The 16280-nt window shown below is 63.1% G+C and carries 18 protein-coding genes; 10 read left to right on the forward strand and 8 right to left on the reverse strand.

The features are described 5' to 3' along the window. Positions 1-166: 166 nt before the first annotated feature. The 9 genes from manD (at position 167) to KHO30_RS07105 (ending at position 8961) form a co-directional block, all read left to right on the forward strand. Positions 167-1375, forward strand: coding sequence for a D-mannonate dehydratase ManD (manD, locus tag KHO30_RS07065; RefSeq protein ID WP_211700414.1), 1209 nt, complete (start codon positions 167-169; stop codon positions 1373-1375). A 92-nt stretch (positions 1376-1467) separates the two neighbouring features. Further along, on the forward strand, positions 1468-2826 hold the full coding sequence (locus KHO30_RS07070; protein ID WP_211701001.1) for an MFS transporter: 1359 nt from the start codon (positions 1468-1470) through the stop codon (positions 2824-2826). Between the two features lie 31 nt (positions 2827-2857). After that, positions 2858-3904, forward strand: coding sequence for an L-idonate 5-dehydrogenase (locus KHO30_RS07075; RefSeq protein WP_211700415.1), 1047 nt, complete (start codon positions 2858-2860; stop codon positions 3902-3904). A 112-nt stretch (positions 3905-4016) separates the two neighbouring features. Next, complete coding sequence (locus KHO30_RS07080; RefSeq protein ID WP_211700416.1) at positions 4017-5309, forward strand: MFS transporter; 1293 nt, start codon at positions 4017-4019, stop codon at positions 5307-5309. Between the two features lie 96 nt (positions 5310-5405). Beyond that, positions 5406-6236, forward strand: a complete 831-nt coding sequence (locus tag KHO30_RS07085) for a GntR family transcriptional regulator (RefSeq protein WP_200621556.1) — start codon at positions 5406-5408, stop codon at positions 6234-6236. 390 nt (positions 6237-6626) lie between these two features. Then, positions 6627-6935, forward strand: coding sequence for a hypothetical protein (locus tag KHO30_RS07090; RefSeq protein ID WP_234476751.1), 309 nt, complete (start codon positions 6627-6629; stop codon positions 6933-6935). A 14-nt stretch (positions 6936-6949) separates the two neighbouring features. Continuing rightward, complete coding sequence (locus tag KHO30_RS07095) at positions 6950-7300, forward strand: hypothetical protein (RefSeq protein ID WP_234487041.1); 351 nt, start codon at positions 6950-6952, stop codon at positions 7298-7300. 98 nt (positions 7301-7398) lie between these two features. Then, on the forward strand, positions 7399-7824 hold the full coding sequence (locus tag KHO30_RS07100; RefSeq protein ID WP_093634916.1) for a lytic transglycosylase domain-containing protein: 426 nt from the start codon (positions 7399-7401) through the stop codon (positions 7822-7824). Positions 7825-7953: 129 nt separating this feature from the next. Beyond that, on the forward strand, positions 7954-8961 hold the full coding sequence (locus tag KHO30_RS07105) for a lysylphosphatidylglycerol synthase transmembrane domain-containing protein (protein WP_211700417.1): 1008 nt from the start codon (positions 7954-7956) through the stop codon (positions 8959-8961). 66 nt (positions 8962-9027) lie between these two features. Here KHO30_RS07105 and KHO30_RS07110 read toward each other — a convergent pair whose 3' ends face one another. Next, a complete protein-coding gene (locus KHO30_RS07110) occupies positions 9028-9798 on the reverse strand; it encodes a glycosyltransferase family 2 protein (RefSeq protein ID WP_200652615.1) in 771 nt (256 codons plus the stop codon). Between the two features lie 95 nt (positions 9799-9893). Between KHO30_RS07110 and KHO30_RS07115 the strand changes: the two genes are divergently transcribed. Beyond that, positions 9894-10184, forward strand: coding sequence for a hypothetical protein (locus KHO30_RS07115; RefSeq protein WP_093634783.1), 291 nt, complete (start codon positions 9894-9896; stop codon positions 10182-10184). Between the two features lie 8 nt (positions 10185-10192). Here KHO30_RS07115 and KHO30_RS07120 read toward each other — a convergent pair whose 3' ends face one another. The 7 genes from KHO30_RS07120 to phnG all read right to left on the reverse strand — a co-directional run bounded on the left by KHO30_RS07120 (position 10193) and on the right by phnG (position 16149). Continuing rightward, positions 10193-11326: an alpha-D-ribose 1-methylphosphonate 5-triphosphate diphosphatase gene (locus KHO30_RS07120; protein ID WP_211700418.1), complete on the reverse strand. Its 1134-nt coding sequence runs from the start codon at positions 11324-11326 to the stop codon at positions 10193-10195. Positions 11327-11432: 106 nt separating this feature from the next. After that, entirely contained in the window at positions 11433-12212 is a 780-nt protein-coding gene (phnL, locus tag KHO30_RS07125) for a phosphonate C-P lyase system protein PhnL (RefSeq protein WP_211700419.1), read from the reverse strand. An 8-nt stretch (positions 12213-12220) separates the two neighbouring features. Next, a complete protein-coding gene (phnK, locus tag KHO30_RS07130; protein ID WP_054041997.1) occupies positions 12221-12991 on the reverse strand; it encodes a phosphonate C-P lyase system protein PhnK in 771 nt (256 codons plus the stop codon). After that, entirely contained in the window at positions 12988-13911 is a 924-nt protein-coding gene (locus KHO30_RS07135; RefSeq protein ID WP_200621549.1) for an alpha-D-ribose 1-methylphosphonate 5-phosphate C-P-lyase PhnJ, read from the reverse strand. The genes phnK and KHO30_RS07135 overlap by 4 nt, the downstream gene beginning before the upstream one ends. After that, the gene (locus KHO30_RS07140) at positions 13908-15053 is read right to left on the reverse strand and encodes a carbon-phosphorus lyase complex subunit (protein ID WP_093634779.1); all 1146 of its coding nucleotides are present in this window, start codon (positions 15051-15053) and stop codon (positions 13908-13910) included. Before KHO30_RS07140 ends, KHO30_RS07135 begins: the two co-directional genes overlap by 4 nt. Further along, a complete protein-coding gene (phnH, locus tag KHO30_RS07145) occupies positions 15053-15664 on the reverse strand; it encodes a phosphonate C-P lyase system protein PhnH (protein WP_200652618.1) in 612 nt (203 codons plus the stop codon). The genes KHO30_RS07140 and phnH overlap by 1 nt, the downstream gene beginning before the upstream one ends. Beyond that, positions 15664-16149, reverse strand: coding sequence for a phosphonate C-P lyase system protein PhnG (gene phnG / locus KHO30_RS07150; protein ID WP_093634777.1), 486 nt, complete (start codon positions 16147-16149; stop codon positions 15664-15666). The genes phnH and phnG overlap by 1 nt, the downstream gene beginning before the upstream one ends. Positions 16150-16280 lie beyond the last annotated feature (131 nt).

A 16280-nucleotide genomic window follows, 5' to 3' on the forward strand; every position in this document is an offset into this window, starting at 1 on the left:
ATTTGACGTGTCGCTATACTTGTATGGTAGCATCGTTCAAACGATTTGAGACAGGTTGACGAGTGCGATTTTCCACTGCAACCAGAGCCCAAAATCGACATGAAAACAGCCAGTCGTATGCCGCCGTTGTGCGCGGTTCGCGACTTGCCTCTGCAAGGAAGAAGTCATGAAGATCGTTCGCGCCGACGTGATCGTCACGTGCCCGGGCCGCAATTTCGTCACACTGAAAATCGTCACGGACGAAGGCGTATACGGCATCGGCGATGCAACGCTGAACGGCCGCGAACTCGCGGTCGCTTCGTATCTGAAGGACCATGTGTGCCCGTTGCTGATCGGCCGCGATCCCGGTCGCATCGAAGACACCTGGCAGTACCTCTACAAAGGCGCGTACTGGCGTCGCGGCCCTGTCACGATGTCGGCGATCGCCGCAGTGGATATGGCGCTGTGGGACATTCTCGGCAAAGTAACGGGCATGCCGCTGTACAAGCTGCTCGGCGGCGCCTCGCGCGAAGGCGTGATGGTGTACGGCCACGCCACCGGCCGCGATATTCCCGAAGCACTCGACCGTTACGCGGAACACATCGAAGCCGGCTATCAGGCGATCCGCATTCAGTGCGGCGTGCCGAATATGCGCTCGGTGTATGGCGTGTCGAAAGGCAGCGGCATGTATGAGCCGGCTACCAAAGGGGCTGTGGAGGAGCAGAGCTGGTCTTCGGAAAAGTATCTCGACTTCGTGCCGAAACTCTTCGAAGCCGTGCGCGACAAATTCGGCTTCGATACGCATTTGCTGCATGACGTCCATCACCGTTTGACACCGATCGAAGCCGCGCGTCTCGGCAAATCGGTCGAGCCGTATCGCCTGTTCTGGATGGAAGATCCGACGCCCGCGGAAAACCAGGCCGGCTTCCGGCTGATTCGCGAGCATACGGTCACGCCGATCGCCGTCGGCGAAATCTTTAACAGTATCTGGGATTGCAAACAGTTGATCGAGGAGCAATTGATCGACTATATCCGCGCGACCTTGACGCACGCAGGCGGCATTACGCATCTGCGACGCATTGCGGATTTTGCTTCGCTCTACCAGGTGCGAACCGGTTGTCACGGGCCGTCGGATCTGTCGCCGGTGTGCATGGGCGCGGCGCTGCACTTCGACCTGTGGGTGCCGAATTTCGGGGTGCAGGAATACATGGGCTTTCCGCCAGAAGCGCTCGACGTATTCCCGCATGCATGGCGCTTCGAGCGCGGCATGATGCATCCCGGCGAAACCCCGGGCCACGGTGTCGATATCGACGAAGCAGCGGCCGCGCGGTATCCCTACGACCCCGCGTATCTGCCGGTCGCACGTCTCGAAGACGGGACGCTGTGGAACTGGTAAGCGGATTTCGCTCGACTGACCCTAACTACAAAATCATGGAGACACGCGTGAACCCAGCACGTCCGCAAGCCGCCGCGCCGGCCAGCACTGCCATGCTGCGTCGCGTGGCCTTCGCCTCGACCATCGGCACCGCGGCCGAGTACTACGACTTCTTCGTCTACGGCACGGCTGCGGTGCTGGTGTTCGGCCAGAAATTCTTTCCCTCCGCGGACCCGCTGATCGGCACGCTTGCCGCCTTCGCCACCTACGCAGTCGGTTTTCTGGCGCGGCCGCTGGGCGGCATCGTGTTCGGGCATTTCGGCGACCGCGTCGGCCGCAAGAAGGCTTTGATCGTGACGATCCTGATCGTCGGCTTGGGAACGTTTGTGATCGGCCTGCTGCCGGACTATCAGTCGATCGGCATCTGGGCGCCGATTGCGCTGATCGTGATTCGCGTGTTGCAAGGCTTCGGCGTGGGTGGCGAGCAGGCGGGCGCTGTGTTGCTGACGGCGGAATATGCCCCGCCTACGCGGCGCGGCTTCTTCGCGAGTCTCGTGCAACTGGGTGCGCCTGCGGGCTTCCTGATTCCTTCGGGTCTGTTCGCGCTGCTTAGCGCGACGTTGACGCAGGCGCAATTGCTCGACTGGGGCTGGCGCATTCCGTTTCTCGCGAGCGCGCTGCTGGTTGCGGTGGGCCTGTATATCCGTTTGCGCACCGAAGAGTCGCCGATCTTCGCAACGATCCAGCGCACCAAGGCAGTGGCTTCGCGCCCCGTGGTGGAAGTGGTAAGGCAGTTCGGCCCGACGATCGTCAAAGGTGTCGGCGCGAAATTGATCGAGGCTTGCGCCTTCGCGATGTACACGATGATCGTGCTCGCCTACGGCAAGGCACACGGCATTGCGCAAAGCATGCTGCTCGAAACGGTGATCGTCGCGGTCGCGCTCGAGCTCGTCACGATTCCGCTCGCGGGTGCGCTGTCCGATCGTATCGGACGGCGGCCGACCTTTATCGCGGGTGCGCTATTGCACGTGGCGTTGGTGGTGCCGTTCTTCATGGCGATCGATAGCGGTAATCGCGCGGCGATCCAACTCGTGATGATTCTCGCCATTAGCGTGGGCCACAGCCTTTGCTATGCACCGCAAGCGGCGCTGTTTCCCGAACTGTTCCCCGCGCGCGTGCGGTGCAGCGGTATCGCGCTGATCTGGCAGATCGGCTCTTTGCTCGGCAGCGGCGTGCTCGGACTGCTGGCCGTCAAACTGATTCAGGTCACGCATGGCAATTCGCTTGCGTTGATCGTCTACGTGGCCGTGCTCGGCATTGTGTCGGCTGTATCGCTCTTTGCATTGCCGGAAACTGCGCCTCTACGCCGTGGCGGCGATCTTCACGATTGGGGCGGCGGCGAGCCGGTAGAAGCCCATTCGGCAGCGCAAACCCTCGCGTCCTCATCTTCATCTTCTTTCGCGCGGCACTGAGCGCGAGACCTTTGTCATACCGGAGTCCTTCATGCTCGCAGCCGTGCTTCACGAACCCAAACTCATCCGCATCGACGAAGTCGAGCCGCCTGTACCCGGCCCCGGCCAGGTGCGAGTACGCGTGCGCGCCGGCGGCATTTGCGGCTCCGATCTGTCGTACTACTTCAAAGGCAAGAGCGGCGATTTCGCGGTGCGCGAGCCGTTCGTGCTCGGACATGAAGTGGCCGGCGAGATCGATTCGCTCGGCGAGGGCGTGAGCGCAGAGAGTCGCCTGACACCCGGGCAGCGTGTTGCCGTCAATCCGGGACTTGCTTGTGGGACGTGCCGCTTTTGCATCGGCGGGATGCCGAATCATTGTCTGAACATGCGCTTCATGGGCAGTGCATCGACGTTCCCGCACACGCAGGGCATGTTCCGTCAGTACATCGTGGTCGCGGCGCGGCAATGCGTGCCGGTGCCGGATGGCGTCGATTTTGCGCAGGCGTCGATGGCCGAGCCGCTTGCCGTTGCATTGCATGCAGTGAAGCAGGCGGGTTCGCTCGTTGGCGCAAGCGTCTTGCTGGTCGGTTGCGGGCCGATCGGTTGCATTCTGCTGAGCGTGGCGCGCCGCGCCGGCGCCCATCGCCTGGTCGCGCTGGATCTGTCGGATCGGGCGTTGCAGGTCGCGCAGCAACTCGGTGCGGATCAGATCGTGAACGCGACGGACAGCGCCACGATCGATCAATGGTCCGCACAACGCGGCACGTTCGACGTGGTCATCGAAGCATCGGGCAGTCCCGCCGGACTCGATACGGCGCTGCGTGCGGCGCGCGCGGGCGGCACGGTGATTCAGGTCGGCAATCTGCCGGCCGGCCAGTCGCCGGTGGCGGCGAACCTGGTGATGTCGAAGGAACTCCGCTATCAAGGCTCGTTCCGCTTCACCAGCGAATACGCCATCGCTGCCGATGAAATCGCTTCCGGCAAGGTCGACTTGCGACCGCTCATGACGCATGCATTCGCGATGAGTGAAGCGAACCATGCGTTCGAAGTGGCGCTCGACCGCTCGCAGTCGATGAAGGTGCATCTGAACTTCGACTGAGCATCTCCCGTGGCATGAGGCGTTGCACCTGACCGCAGCGCCTTGCCATGCCAATCCAGCTACCTAAGCTATTCAAAACGCCCATCAAGAGGCGACCCGAAGGAGACACCCGATGATCAAGAGTCAACGCTGGTTTGTTGTCGCGCTACTGTTTCTGGCCGGCGTCATCAACTATCTCGACCGCGCGGCGCTGTCGATTGCCGCACCGCTGATCCAGAAAGATCTGCACTTCTCGCATGCGCAGTTGGGCATCGTGTTCAGCAGTTTTTTCATCGGCTATGCGCTGTTCAATTTTGTTGGCGGCGTGCTGTCGGACAAGGTCGGCGCGAAACGCGTGTTCGGCACCGCGATGGGCGTGTGGTCGGTGTTCTGCGGTGCGACTGCGTTGGCCACCGGCATCGGTTCGCTGATCGTGCTGCGTGTGCTGTTCGGCATGGGCGAAGGTCCGTTCAGTTCGTCGAACAGCAAGATGGTCAATAACTGGTTCCCACGCAAGGAAGTCGCGAGCGCGATTGGCGTGATCAGTTCGGGCACGCCGCTCGGCGGCGCGCTGGCGGGACCGGTGGTCGGCTTCATGGCGGTCCAGTTCGGCTGGCGCTGGGCCTTTGTCGCGATCATGCTGCTGGGACTCTTGTGGCTCGTCTTGTGGGCGGCAACGACCACTGAACACCCGCACGAAAACTCGCGCGTCACGCCCGACGAGATCGAACTCATCCGCGCCGGTCAGGCGGACGAACATGCGATCGCGCATTCGGCCGACGGCGAGCGGCTCGGCCTGCGGCACTTCCTGAAGAAGCCGATCATTCTCGCGACCGCCTTCGCATTCTTCTCATACAACTACGTGCTGTTTTTCTTCCTGTCGTGGTTCCCGACCTATCTGACCGAAGCGCATCACCTGAGTCTGCGCGACATGAGTTTCGCCACGGTGATTCCGTGGCTGCTCGGCAGCATCGGACTCGCGGCAGGCGGCTTCATCTCCGACTTCATCTTGCGCCTGACCGGCAAGCCGCTGCTGTCGCGCAAGATCGTGCTGAGTAGCTGTTTGGGCGCGGCAGCGGTGTGCGTCGCGTTGGCCGGGCGTGTTGCCAGTACGCAGAGCGCCGTCGCGCTGATGTCGGTGTCGATCTTCTTTCTGTATGTGACGGGCGCGGTGTATTGGGCCGTGATTCAGGACACCGTGCCGCGCGAACACGTCGGCGGTGCGGGCGGTTTTGTGCACTTGCTGGCGAATCTGGCCGGCGTGATCGGCCCCGCGGTGACGGGCTTCATCGTCGAAGCGACGCACGGTAACTACGCGAGTGCGTTCGTACTGGCGGGGGCGATTGCCGTGCTCGGCGCGGTGTGTTCGCTGGTGTGGATTCGCGAGCCGCGAGCGAGTGCCTTAAACATGAAACGTGCATGGTAGTATGGTGCGGCACACTTTAGTGGATATGCTGGTGGGTATTCATGGTGTGTGCCGTCTCTGTCGCAATTCATTCGTTGCTATTCGCTGCGTTACCCGATGCCGACCAAGAACCTCCACGCCAACACGTCTTCTTTCTCCTCCGACACCACGCTTGCACCCCGCACAAGGCGTCGCGTGAGCGTGCAGGCCGGCGCGCGTGTCGAACTACCGGATCTGACCGCCAGCGTCTCGTTCGACTCGCATGAGCCGATCGGCAAGCAGATTTTCCGTGCGCTGCGTCAGGCAATTTTTGCCGGTCAACTGGTGCCGGGCACGCCGCTCTCGGAGAAGGAAGTGTCCGACATGTTTCAGGTGTCGCGGCAACCGGTGCGGGAGGCGTTCATCAAGTTGGTCGAAGCGGGTGTGCTTCAGGTATTGCCGCAGCGCGGCACTTTCGTGAAGCGCATTTCGCCGCGTCAGGTGCGGGAAGGGCGCTTCATTCGCGAAGCGATCGAGACGGCGGTGGTGAAGAAGGCAGCCGTGTCGATCACGGACGAGCAGTTGCAGGCGCTGGCCGACAACCTTCGCGACCAGAAGCTTGCGGCGAAATCGAACGACACCGCCGCCTTCCTCGCGCTCGACGAGGCGTTTCATTATGCGATCGCCCAGGCGATCGATTGCACGGCGGCATGGGAAACGATTCAGGACATCAAGGCGCAGATGGACCGGGTGCGCTACCTGAGCTTGCCGGAGGTATCGCCGCTCGATCTGCTGATCAAGCAGCACGCGAAGATTCTGGCTGGCCTGCGCGCGCACGATCCGGGCGCGGCTGAAGAAGCGATGCGCAGCCATCTGCGCGAGATTCTGGTGTCGCTTGGTCCGATTGCGGAGCGCAATCCGGCGTGGTTCGACGCGGACGAACCGGAGCGTGTGCCGCTGTCGACTTAGGCCGATCTGCGGGCGGGCCGCCGGCTTGCTCGCTTACGGCCACATTACTGTCATGGGCGTAGCATCCCCGCTGCGCCCGTCAGCGAACTTCATGCATGACCCGCAGAGCCCCGTCCAGCGGCCTCTCCAGCCCACAATCCTCATACGAATAATCCCCTCCAAACGCGAGGCAACTTCGCCTCGTTCGACGCTTCATCGAGCGTCGAAGCAATCGTTTGCGCCGATCTTGAGGTAACTCTTTTTGATTTTCGCGGGCGCGTTTTCGACCTATCAACTTTTCCCGCGCGTCTGCCGAAAACAACTCTATAGCAACGGGATTGACTGGAGACGGGTGTGAAGCGACAGGTGTGGTTTTTGGTAGCCGTTCTCGCGCTGGCCGGGTGCGCACAGATGCCTGCGCAGAATGCCGCGCATCCTGACAAGGCGCCTAACGAAGTCATCAGCTTCGAGATTCCGCCGGATGCGCTCGGGGCGCATGACCCGCAACTCACCGCCGTGCTGACCAAGGCAGGCGCACTGGCTGCCGCGCAACCGCAATCCACGGTCGTGCTGGTCACCGCGCTGGGTCAGGATTTCGCGTACCTGAACCAGGCAGTATGGAAGGGTGTGCCTGCGCAACGCATGTCGAAGGTGAGCTTCGAGAATCGAACCGCCGGCCTGGGTCAGCCCTATAGCGTGTCGATCAGAACGGTGCAATGAAGGAGGCCATCGCGATGTTTCGAATCACCTTACTGACGGTGGCCACACTGCTCGCCACGCCTGCTTTTGCGGGCCAGCCGGGAACGGATCTGCAGTCGGCAGGCGCGTTTCCTGCCACGTTTCCCCCGGCGGCGGACAAGGTTTATCCGCCGTTGCCAACGCTTGCGATGCTGCCGCCGTCGAGTGGCGCTGATGATGATTTGCCGGTGAAGCCGACGACGCATCGAAAGAAGTCGCGTGCGCCGATCCAGACGCAGGAACGCAGGGGAGCGCCGATGCCGGCAGTCCGGCTCGTCGTGTCCGACGCTTCACATACGTACCTCGACTCCGTGCAACGGCAAATCGATCTGGCGTTGGCCAAGTAATTCGCCCGCGGCGTGGAGTTCATCACTTTTGTCGCTATCAAGCGGAAGGATGAATCGTGTCCTTGAAACTCTTCTGTGCCGCGCTAGCGTGGCTGTCGATGTGCGGCGCGGCCCAGGCGGCAGACGATTGCTTCAATGAGGCCGCGGCCTACCAGGGCGTCAATCCCTGGGTATTGCGCGCGGTTGCATGGTTCGAATCGAAGGGCGACCCGGACGCGATACACCAGAACGCGAACGGTTCGATCGACGTCGGCCAGCTGCAGATCAATTCGATTCATTTCGGCGACCTCGCACGCGAAGGCGTGCCGCACCGCGCATTGACCGATCCGTGTGTGAACGTCTACGTAGCCGCATGGCTGCTGAAGCAGAAAATGGTCAAATACGGCAACACCTGGCGCGCGATCGGTGCGTACCACTCGGAAACGCCGAAGCAGCGCGACGCCTACGCCCGCAGCATCCAGCAGGTGCTGGTCGGATGGGGGCAGTTGCCGTCGGCGCACCAATCGCTGCTCGCCGATCGCTAGTCACGAAAACGCAGCGTCGCGTGGTTATCATGAGGCCCCGGACGGCCTCAATTTCACGCACCGCGCAGCCTCATGCATGCTGCATCGTGCGGAGAAAGCAGGGCCAGGCTGTACTTGCTGAGGCCCTCGTTGATCAGATCACATACGCGTAAAGCGGCGGTGTTGGTGGCGCTTGCCGGTATCGGCCTCGCCGTCGGCGCGCCTTTCGTTCTCAATTCGCACGCGGCGTTCGCCGGACTGCGTAACGTCTCTCTGTACGTATTCGCCGCACTCGCCGCGAGTGCTGCGATCAGCGCGACGGCAAAAGCGGGCAAGCTGCATCTGATGCAGACCGCGCTCGGTTTCCGGATCAGTTTCCTGCGCACGTTTGGCATCACGCTGGCTACCGATTTCGCGTTCCTGGCGTCTCCGTTGGGTGCGGCGGGCTACGGCGTCAACATCGGCCTGCTGCAGCGCGCCGGGGCTTCATGGTCGCTGGCGACGACGGTCGTCGGCGCGGATCAGGCGCTCGATCTCGCGTTCTTCACGAGCGCCGTACCGATTTCCCTGTTGTTTGCCTTCGGGCCGCTGACGCAAGTGATTCCGCGCGCTAGCGCGCCGCTCGTGTTCGGCGTATTGGCCGGCGCCGCGTGCCTTATCGGCGTCTGCTGGATGAACCGCCGGCGTGTGGCGGCGGCACTGGACGCCGCCGGCCGGCGCGTTCACTGGCTCAACGAACGCCGCGCGAGATTGAGCCGGTTTTTCCATAGCGTTCGCCGGCAATGGCTGGAACTGGTCGCCGTACCCAAGTGGCGGCTTGCTGCGTTGTGTCTGCTCACCACGCTGCAGTGGCTGCTGCGCTATGGCGCCCTCTGGTTTATCTTGCGCGAACTCGGTTACCGCCTGCCGTTGGGTTTCGTTCTGGCCGTGCAGGCCGTCGTGCTGCATGCCGCGTTGTGGACCGGCGTGCCCGCAGGCGGTGGCACCGGCGATATCGCTCTTGCTGCCGCATTCGCGAGCTGGGTGCCCCGCGCGGGCATCGCGACGGCGCTGGTGTTGTGGCGTTTCGCGACGCTTTACAGCCCGTTGGCGTTGGGCGCGGCAGGTTTTGTTGCGCTTGCAACGAGGGGGCGCAATCCATTATCGGCCGCTGACTGAAACCTCGAGGGCCGGGTTTCAATGGCACCGTACGGCTCACGGCGCTCGCCAGCTTCGGTAAGCGCTTCAGCGCGCACTGTCGGTATCCGGCACTTTGCGCATGCGTGCCGCAAAACTCGCGCGTGAGTCCTGCTCACTGCGTAAGCGAAGCATTTGAAAGGTCTGTGAAATCAGCGCGAGCGGATAGACCGCTTTCAGGAGGTCCGCGATCATGCGCCATTCCGCACGCATGCCCCTCCAGTAGCCGAGTTTCTCGGTTTTTCGGGCTTGCGTGACGTGTGGCCAGTGCGTCACTGCAATCGGCAGACGGCGCGCGATGATGCGGCGGTTCATGAACACTTCGACCCCAAAGCGCGGCAGGCCATGAACCTCCTGCAGGACTTCGCTGAGCAGCGTTTTTTTGACCACGCGCTCGCCGGAGACGAAATCGAGGCCGATGGCGCGGAATGCGAGCAGGCTGTTCTGACGCAGGCTCATGCTTACTTGCGCGCTGCCTTGCAGGACGGGCAGGGCGAGCGCGCTGATGCTCTCGGCGGTCAGTCCCTTCAGGTCGGCATCGAGCAGCATTAGCAGTTCGCCACGCGCGGCGGCGATTCCGGCTGCCATCGCGGCGCTTTTACCGCGATTCTCGGCGCACCGGATCAGCCGCGCCGACGCGAAACGCTCGACCACGTCCGCGGTGCCATCGGTCGAACCGTCATCCACCACGATGACTTCACCGAGCAAAGGATGCGCGCAGGCCACGGCCAGCACCGTGCCGATGCGGGGCGCTTCGTTGTACGCGCAAATGACGCAGGAGATTCGTGGAGGCGGTCTGAGCGGGGCGCGAGCGGTCATGTAAAGGGCCGTAAAGGTCAACAATGGTGCATTGCAGCACGATGCTTGTTTTTCAGCTATAGTCGGGACACGGCTTACGCCCAGAGAGGTACAAAATGTACGACGCCGAAATCGCCGCCACCCTCCTGAACCGCTGGGACAAACGTTCATCAACGACCGACTTCGACACCTACCTCGAGTTGTTGCGCGAAGGCAATCTCAGTTTCACCTACCAATCCGGTCACGTGCGTGACGCCGGCATTGAAGAGGGGAGCGCATTCAATATCGAATCCCTGGTTTTCGGTGACGGCTCGCGCACCTTGCGCGTCGAAGCACCTGACCAGACACCCCGCTGGACGCGCTGGGCCGCGGTCGAACCGCTGCTGCCCGTCACCAGCGAGGCCTAACAACATCGTCAGACGATCCGCGCTCCGGCGCGATACGTTGCGCGCGGCACCGGCAGCGTGTCGAGCATCGTGACGCGCACGAAGTCAGCGCGCAAACCCGCTTCAATCGCCCCGCGGTCATGCAGGCCTGCCGTACGAGCCGGCTCGGCGGAAACCGTCGCCATGGCGCGCGGCAGGGTCCAGCCAGCCTTGCTCACCAGATCGAACACGGCCGTCATCAAACTGGACGGCACGTAATCCGAGGACAGGATATCGAGCAAGCCTGCCTTCGCCAGTTCGAGGGCCGACACGTTGCCCGAATGCGAGCCGCCGCGCACGATATTCGGCGCCCCCATGATGGTCGAAATGCCGTGCTCGCGTGCCGCCTCGGCGGCGATGCGGGTCGTCGGGAATTCGGCCAGCACGATGCCTTCGGACTTGGCCTGTTCGATGTGCTCGATCAGCGTGTCGTCATGGCTCGCCACCGGAATGCCGAGCCGGTTGCAGCGCGCAACGATCTCGTGGCGGTGCGCGTCGGCGTAACGTTCCTGTTCCACGGACAGTTCGGCCAGCGCGGTCGCCACGTGTTCGTCGCTCAGCTTGCCATTGCGCTCCTGGAAACGGCGCCATTGCTCGCGGTCGTGCCATTGGCGCTGGCCGGGCGTGTGATCCATCACCGAGGCAAGCCGCAGCAGCGGATGCCCGCACAACGAATCGAATACCTCGACTACGTCGGCCGTGGCGATTTCGCAGCGCAGATGCAGAAAGTGTTCGGCGCGCAGCAGCTTGCGCTCCGAGAAGCGCGCGAGGGATTCGGCGCACTGGGTCTGCAGATCGCGGCCGCGCAGCCCTACGTTCGAGCGCGAACCGATTGCGAGGGCGTCGAACACCGTGGTGATGCCGGCCGCCGCCACTTGCGCGTCGTGAATCACGAAGGCGGCGTCGGTATTCCACTGCACGCCCGGACGCGGCGCCAGGTGCTTCTCGAGGTTGTCCGTGTGCAGTTCGATCAGACCCGGCAACAGATAGTCGCCTTCCCAATCTTCCGCTTCGCGCGCCGAGGTCGTGCCACGCTCGACGTCGCGAATCACGCCGTCTTCAATGCGTACGACACCGGTAAATACTTCGTCTCGCGTCACGATGCGAGCGTTCCTGATCAACATCGACTTGCTCCGTAGTCTGTCCTGAGTGTTGCACCGCTGTGTTTCGACTTGGTGCTCGACTCAATGTTTCAGCTCAGTGGTTCAGTTTAGTGCCGTTTCGTGTCAGTTAGTGATGCAACTGCGGACGCAACGGCGGCTGGAGTTCAAGGCGGCGTGTGGCCACCTTGTTGCGGGTATCTTCGTCGTGAAAGATGCCGACGATCGCCGCGCCGCGCTCGCGCGCTTCAACGATCAGATCGGCGACCACGTCGCGGTTCTCCGCGTCGAGCGAGGCCGTGGGTTCGTCGAGCAACAGCAGCGGATGCTCAGCGATCAAACCGCGGGCGATGTTCACGCGCTGCTGTTCGCCACCGGAGAAGGTGGCGGGCGCGAGCGACCACAACCGCTCGGGCACGTTCAACCTCGCCAGTAGGGCTGCCGCACGTGCACGGGCTTCGTCTTCGGCCACGCCGCGCGACAGCAGCGGTTCGGCGACGAGCGTCAGCGTCGGCACGCGCGGAATCACGCGCAGAAACTGGCTGACGTAGCCGACCACGCCGCGGCGCAGGCGCAACACGTCATGCGGCTCGGCGCCGGTGATCGACACTGGCGGGCCGTTATCCGCCGCCGCATCGCGAATCGCAATCGAGCCCGCGCTGGCCAGGTAGTTGCCGTACAGACAGCGCAGCAGCGTGCTCTTGCCCGCGCCCGAAGGTCCGATCAGCACGACGCACTCGCCGCGCTCGACATCGAGCGACACGCCCGCGAGCGCTTCGATCTGCACGCCGCCCTGGCCGTGCAGCGTAAAGGTCTTGCCGATGCCGACCGCGCGCAGCATCAATGCATTGTTCTCGATGAACGCGCGTTCGGTGGCGTGGAATTCCGTGCTTGTTTCAATGGATCGCATTGTGAGCCTCAAACCGGCAGAACCGAGGAAACCAGCGTTTGCGTGTACGGATGCTGCGGATCGTCGAGCACCTGGTCCGTCAGGCCCGACTCGACCACTTCGCCGCCTTGCATGACCATCAAACGATGCGCGAGCAGCCGCGCCACGCCGATATCGTGCGTCACGATCAGCACCGACAGATGCAGCGTGGACGTCAACGTGCGCAGCAAATCGAGCAGACGCGCCTGCACCGAGACGTCGAGACCGGCGGTCGGCTCGTCCATGAAGACGAGGCGCGGACCGGTGACGAGATTGCGCGCGATCTGCAAACGCTGTTGCATGCCGCCAGAAAACGCCGCGGGAAATTCGTCGATGCGAGTGGCATCGAGTTCGACGCGCTCCATCCACTGCGTGGCGGTATGGCGGATGTCGCCGTAGTGGCGGGCGCCGACAGCCATCAACGGCTCGCCGATATTCGCGCCGGCGGAGACGCCGCTGCGCAGGCCGTCGCGCGGATTCTGCTGCACGAAACCCCACTCGGTGCGCATCAACAGGCGCCGGCGCGGTTCGGACAGGGCGAGCAGATCGAGCTTTTCGCCATGCGTGGCCGTGTAGTGGAGCGAGCCGCTATCGGTTTCGGTTTTCAGGGCGAGCGCATTGAGCAACGTGGTCTTGCCCGAGCCGGATTCGCCGACGATGCACAGCACTTCGCCGGGATACAGATCGAAGCTGACGTTCCTGCAGCCGTTGCGGCCGCCAAATTGTTTGGTGAGCGAGCGGGCGCTCAACAGCGGCGTCATGCGGTTTCTCCTTTGCGCGCTTCGTATGCCGGCAGCTCGAGGTCCTGATCGCCGCGGCGTTCGTGGCAGTAGTCGCTATCCGAGCAGACGAACATGCGCTTGCCGGCGTCGTCGACGATCATTTCGTCGAGGAAGCTTTCCGTCGATCCGCACAGCGCGCACGCGTGCTGCCACTTCTGCACTTCGAACGGATGGTCGTCGAAGTCGAGACTGCGCACGGGGGTGTATGGCGGAATCGCGTGAATGCGCCGTTCGCGGCCGGCGCCGAACAATTGCAGCGCGGGGTTCATATGCATCTTCGGGTTGTCGAACTTCGGAATCGGCGACGGCGAACTCAGATATCGGTTGTTGACGATCACCGGGTAGTCGTACGTGGTGGCGATACTGCCGTGATGGACGATGTCCTCGTACAGCTTCACGCTGATCAAGCCGTAATCAGCCAGTGCGTGCAGCTTCTTGCATTCCGTGGCGCGCGGTTCCAGCCTGTATAGCGGTTCAGGCATCGGCACCTGATAGACGAGAATCTGCTTGTCGGTGAGTGGCGCTTCCGGAATCCGGTGACGTGTCTGGATGATCGTCGCTTCGGTCGTGCGGCGCGTGGTCGCCACGCCCGTGGTGCGCGCGAAGAAGCGGCGGATGTTGACCGCGTTGGTAGTTTCGTCGGAACCCTGGTCGATGACCTTCAGCGTATCGTTGCTGCCGATGATCGCCGCGGTCACCTGAATGCCGCCCGTGCCCCAGCCGTACGGCAGGGGCATTTCCCGCGAGCCGAACGGCACCTGATAGCCCGGCACGGCGACCGCCTTAAGCAGCGCGCGGCGCAGCATGCGCTTGGTCTGTTCGTCGAGGTAGGCGAAGTTGTAGCCGTCCGCGGCGCTGTCGTATGACGCGGTGGTGTGAGATGTGGCCGGCGCGTTCATGCGGCTTGCTCCTGCTGATCGTGATCCTGATTCTTGCCCTGATCCTGGCCCTCTGCGCTGTGTTGCGCCCGCAGTCGCCGGACGAGTTCGAGTTCGGACTGAAAGTCGACGTAGTGAGGCAACTTCAGATGCTGAACGAAGCCGGACGCTTCGACGTTATCGCTATGCGAAAGCATGAATTCGATGTCCTGCGTCGGCGAGGCGAGCGTTTCGCCGAGTTCCTCGGCGCGCAACGCACGATCCACGAGTGCCATGGCCATCGCTTTGCGTTCCGAGTGTCCGAACGCGAGACCATAGCCTTGCGTGAAGGTAGGCGGCACCTCGCTGCTGCCGGCGAACTGGTTGATCATCTGGCATTCGGTGACATCGATATCGCCGATTTCAACGGCTTCGCCCAATTCGTCGAGCTCCATTTCGACGGCGATCGTGCCGAAGCGGATCTCGCCGGCAAACGGATGCGTGTGCGCGTAGCCCCGCTGGGTGGCGTAGCCCATGGCGAGCAGGAAGCCTTCGTCGCCGCGCGCGAGATTCTGCAAACGCGTGGCGCGGCTCGCGGGAAACGCGAGCGGTTCGCGCGAGAGGTCACCCGGTTCCGGCGCGTCCGGCGTGGGGCGTTCCTGTTCGATCAGGCCTTCCTTGTCGAGCAGCGTGACCACGCGCGGCATGGCTTCAACTGCGGACTGGGCGGCTTGAATGGAAGCTGGGGTCGTGGCCAAATCGTTTCCGGCATCGCCTTCGGCAAGCAGCGCAAAATCCAGCAGACGTTGCGTGTAATCGTAAGTCGCGCCGAGCATTTGCCCGCCGGGCACGTCCTTGAACGTTGCCGAAATACGGCGCTCAACCTGCATGGCTTCCGTGTCGATCGCCTGCGTATAACCGAAACGCGGCAACGTGGTGCGATACGCACGCAGCAGAAAGATCGCTTCAACCAGATCGCCCGCGGCCTGCTTGATCGCGAGTGCGGCGAGTTCTTCGTCGTAGACCGAACCTTCGGTCATCACTCGCGCGACGGCGAGGCGCAATTGCTCGCGAATCTGCGCGACGCTGAGCTCGGCCAGCCGCGTATCGCCGCGGCGCGACTTGTCGAGCAGACGCCACGATGCTTCGATCGCGCGTTCTCCACCCTTGACGGCAACGTACATCAGTTCACCTTCGCTTGAGTTGTGCGCGGCAGGCCAATCAACGTGCTGCCGCAGACGAGATAACAATCGATACCGCACGGAAAGAGCGGCGCGAGGGCGGCGCGTTCGCGCCAGAAGTGCTCGGGCAGACCGATCGGCGCGATCGTCGTGGTGTGCTGAATGCCGGGACCGCTGAGCACGATCGGTGCACCGCCTGTCAACGCTTCGACGCGGATCAGCAAGGTCACCGAGTGCTCAGGCGATTCCGCTTCGCCGAGTGCAAAGCTTTCCAGTGCCGGCATTGCGCTTGCGTCGTGGATATAGGCGAAGGCAGCAAGCCCTGGTTCGTCGACGAGCGGCGCGCCGGTATGAAAGCGCAGTGCCGAGCCCAGTGCCGAATCGGGTTGTGCGAGCCAGACGGGCGTGGCGTAGTCGCACAGGGTCAGCAGCGCGGCGAAAGCGGCGAGCGCGGCGCGAGTGGCCCGCACCTCCGGCAAACCTTTTTCGACGACGCCCACCGTGCCCGGACGCGACAGTGCGTCGAGCAGCGTGCGGAATACGGCCTGGGTGTCGTGGACCGGGTCCGCGAAGCCGGGCGTCAAGGTAGACAATGCTATCTGCGAGTTTTCCATCAATCGCCTCTGACCATCGTGAAGAATTCGACGCGCGTGGCTGCGGCGTCCTGTTGGCGTTCGGCGCGTTGCGCGGCTTGCTGTTCGGCAAACGGCGCGATCAGTTGCTGGTGCAAGGCGCTGTAATGTTCGGGCATCTGCAGCAACGCATCGGCAAGCGCGGCCAGTTCGGCGCGGCGGCGGTCACGGCCCAGATGGCACGCTACGCCGACGGCTGCGGCTGCATCACCCGTGCCGCGCAAACGCAACGTGGCGCGCGTGACGGTGGCTTCGCCGAGATTGAACGGGTCGCCGCTGCCACCGACGCGGCCGCGCACCATCGCGAGGCCGATTTCGGGTGGCCGCAGCCAGTCGTAAGCAGGAGGTGGAGCGCCTTGCAGCGCGCGTTGCAGCGCAGCTTCGAGATCGGCGCGCGGGGTGCGGGCCAGCACGGCCATCCATGCGCGCCGCGTGGCGGAGGAAGGCGAGGCGGAAGTGGCACTCATCGAAATTCCTGTTGATCCAGCGAGTGGACATTTAAGCATCTATTCATCTAAACGTCTAGACGTTTAGGGGTATGCTTGCGGAGCGTTGTCGTGCATGGCCGCCGTTTCACATTTCCATCACGGCTTGCGCA

Origin of the sequence: Paraburkholderia aspalathi, from assembly GCF_905220735.1 — a bacterium.
Taxonomy (GTDB): domain Bacteria; phylum Pseudomonadota; class Gammaproteobacteria; order Burkholderiales; family Burkholderiaceae; genus Paraburkholderia; species Paraburkholderia aspalathi.

Excerpts from the sequence above, each read along its gene's own strand:
- manD (WP_211700414.1), top strand. The coding sequence starts at position 167 with ATGAAGATCGTTCGCGCCGACGTGATCGTCACGTGCCCGGGCCGCAAT.
- KHO30_RS07070 (WP_211701001.1), top strand. The coding sequence starts at position 1,468 with ATGCTGCGTCGCGTGGCCTTCGCCTCGACCATCGGCACCGCGGCCGAG.
- KHO30_RS07075 (WP_211700415.1), top strand. The coding sequence starts at position 2,858 with ATGCTCGCAGCCGTGCTTCACGAACCCAAACTCATCCGCATCGACGAA.
- KHO30_RS07080 (WP_211700416.1), top strand. The coding sequence starts at position 4,017 with ATGATCAAGAGTCAACGCTGGTTTGTTGTCGCGCTACTGTTTCTGGCC.
- KHO30_RS07085 (WP_200621556.1), top strand. The coding sequence starts at position 5,406 with ATGCCGACCAAGAACCTCCACGCCAACACGTCTTCTTTCTCCTCCGAC.
- KHO30_RS07090 (WP_234476751.1), top strand. The coding sequence starts at position 6,627 with ATGCCTGCGCAGAATGCCGCGCATCCTGACAAGGCGCCTAACGAAGTC.
- KHO30_RS07095 (WP_234487041.1), top strand. The coding sequence starts at position 6,950 with ATGTTTCGAATCACCTTACTGACGGTGGCCACACTGCTCGCCACGCCT.
- KHO30_RS07100 (WP_093634916.1), top strand. The coding sequence starts at position 7,399 with ATGTGCGGCGCGGCCCAGGCGGCAGACGATTGCTTCAATGAGGCCGCG.
- KHO30_RS07110 (WP_200652615.1), bottom strand. The coding sequence starts at position 9,798 with ATGACCGCTCGCGCCCCGCTCAGACCGCCTCCACGAATCTCCTGCGTC.
- KHO30_RS07115 (WP_093634783.1), top strand. The coding sequence starts at position 9,894 with ATGTACGACGCCGAAATCGCCGCCACCCTCCTGAACCGCTGGGACAAA.
- KHO30_RS07120 (WP_211700418.1), bottom strand. The coding sequence starts at position 11,326 with ATGTTGATCAGGAACGCTCGCATCGTGACGCGAGACGAAGTATTTACC.
- phnL (WP_211700419.1), bottom strand. The coding sequence starts at position 12,212 with ATGCGATCCATTGAAACAAGCACGGAATTCCACGCCACCGAACGCGCG.
- phnK (WP_054041997.1), bottom strand. The coding sequence starts at position 12,991 with ATGACGCCGCTGTTGAGCGCCCGCTCGCTCACCAAACAATTTGGCGGC.
- KHO30_RS07135 (WP_200621549.1), bottom strand. The coding sequence starts at position 13,911 with ATGAACGCGCCGGCCACATCTCACACCACCGCGTCATACGACAGCGCC.
- KHO30_RS07140 (WP_093634779.1), bottom strand. The coding sequence starts at position 15,053 with ATGTACGTTGCCGTCAAGGGTGGAGAACGCGCGATCGAAGCATCGTGG.
- phnH (WP_200652618.1), bottom strand. The coding sequence starts at position 15,664 with ATGGAAAACTCGCAGATAGCATTGTCTACCTTGACGCCCGGCTTCGCG.
- phnG (WP_093634777.1), bottom strand. The coding sequence starts at position 16,149 with ATGAGTGCCACTTCCGCCTCGCCTTCCTCCGCCACGCGGCGCGCATGG.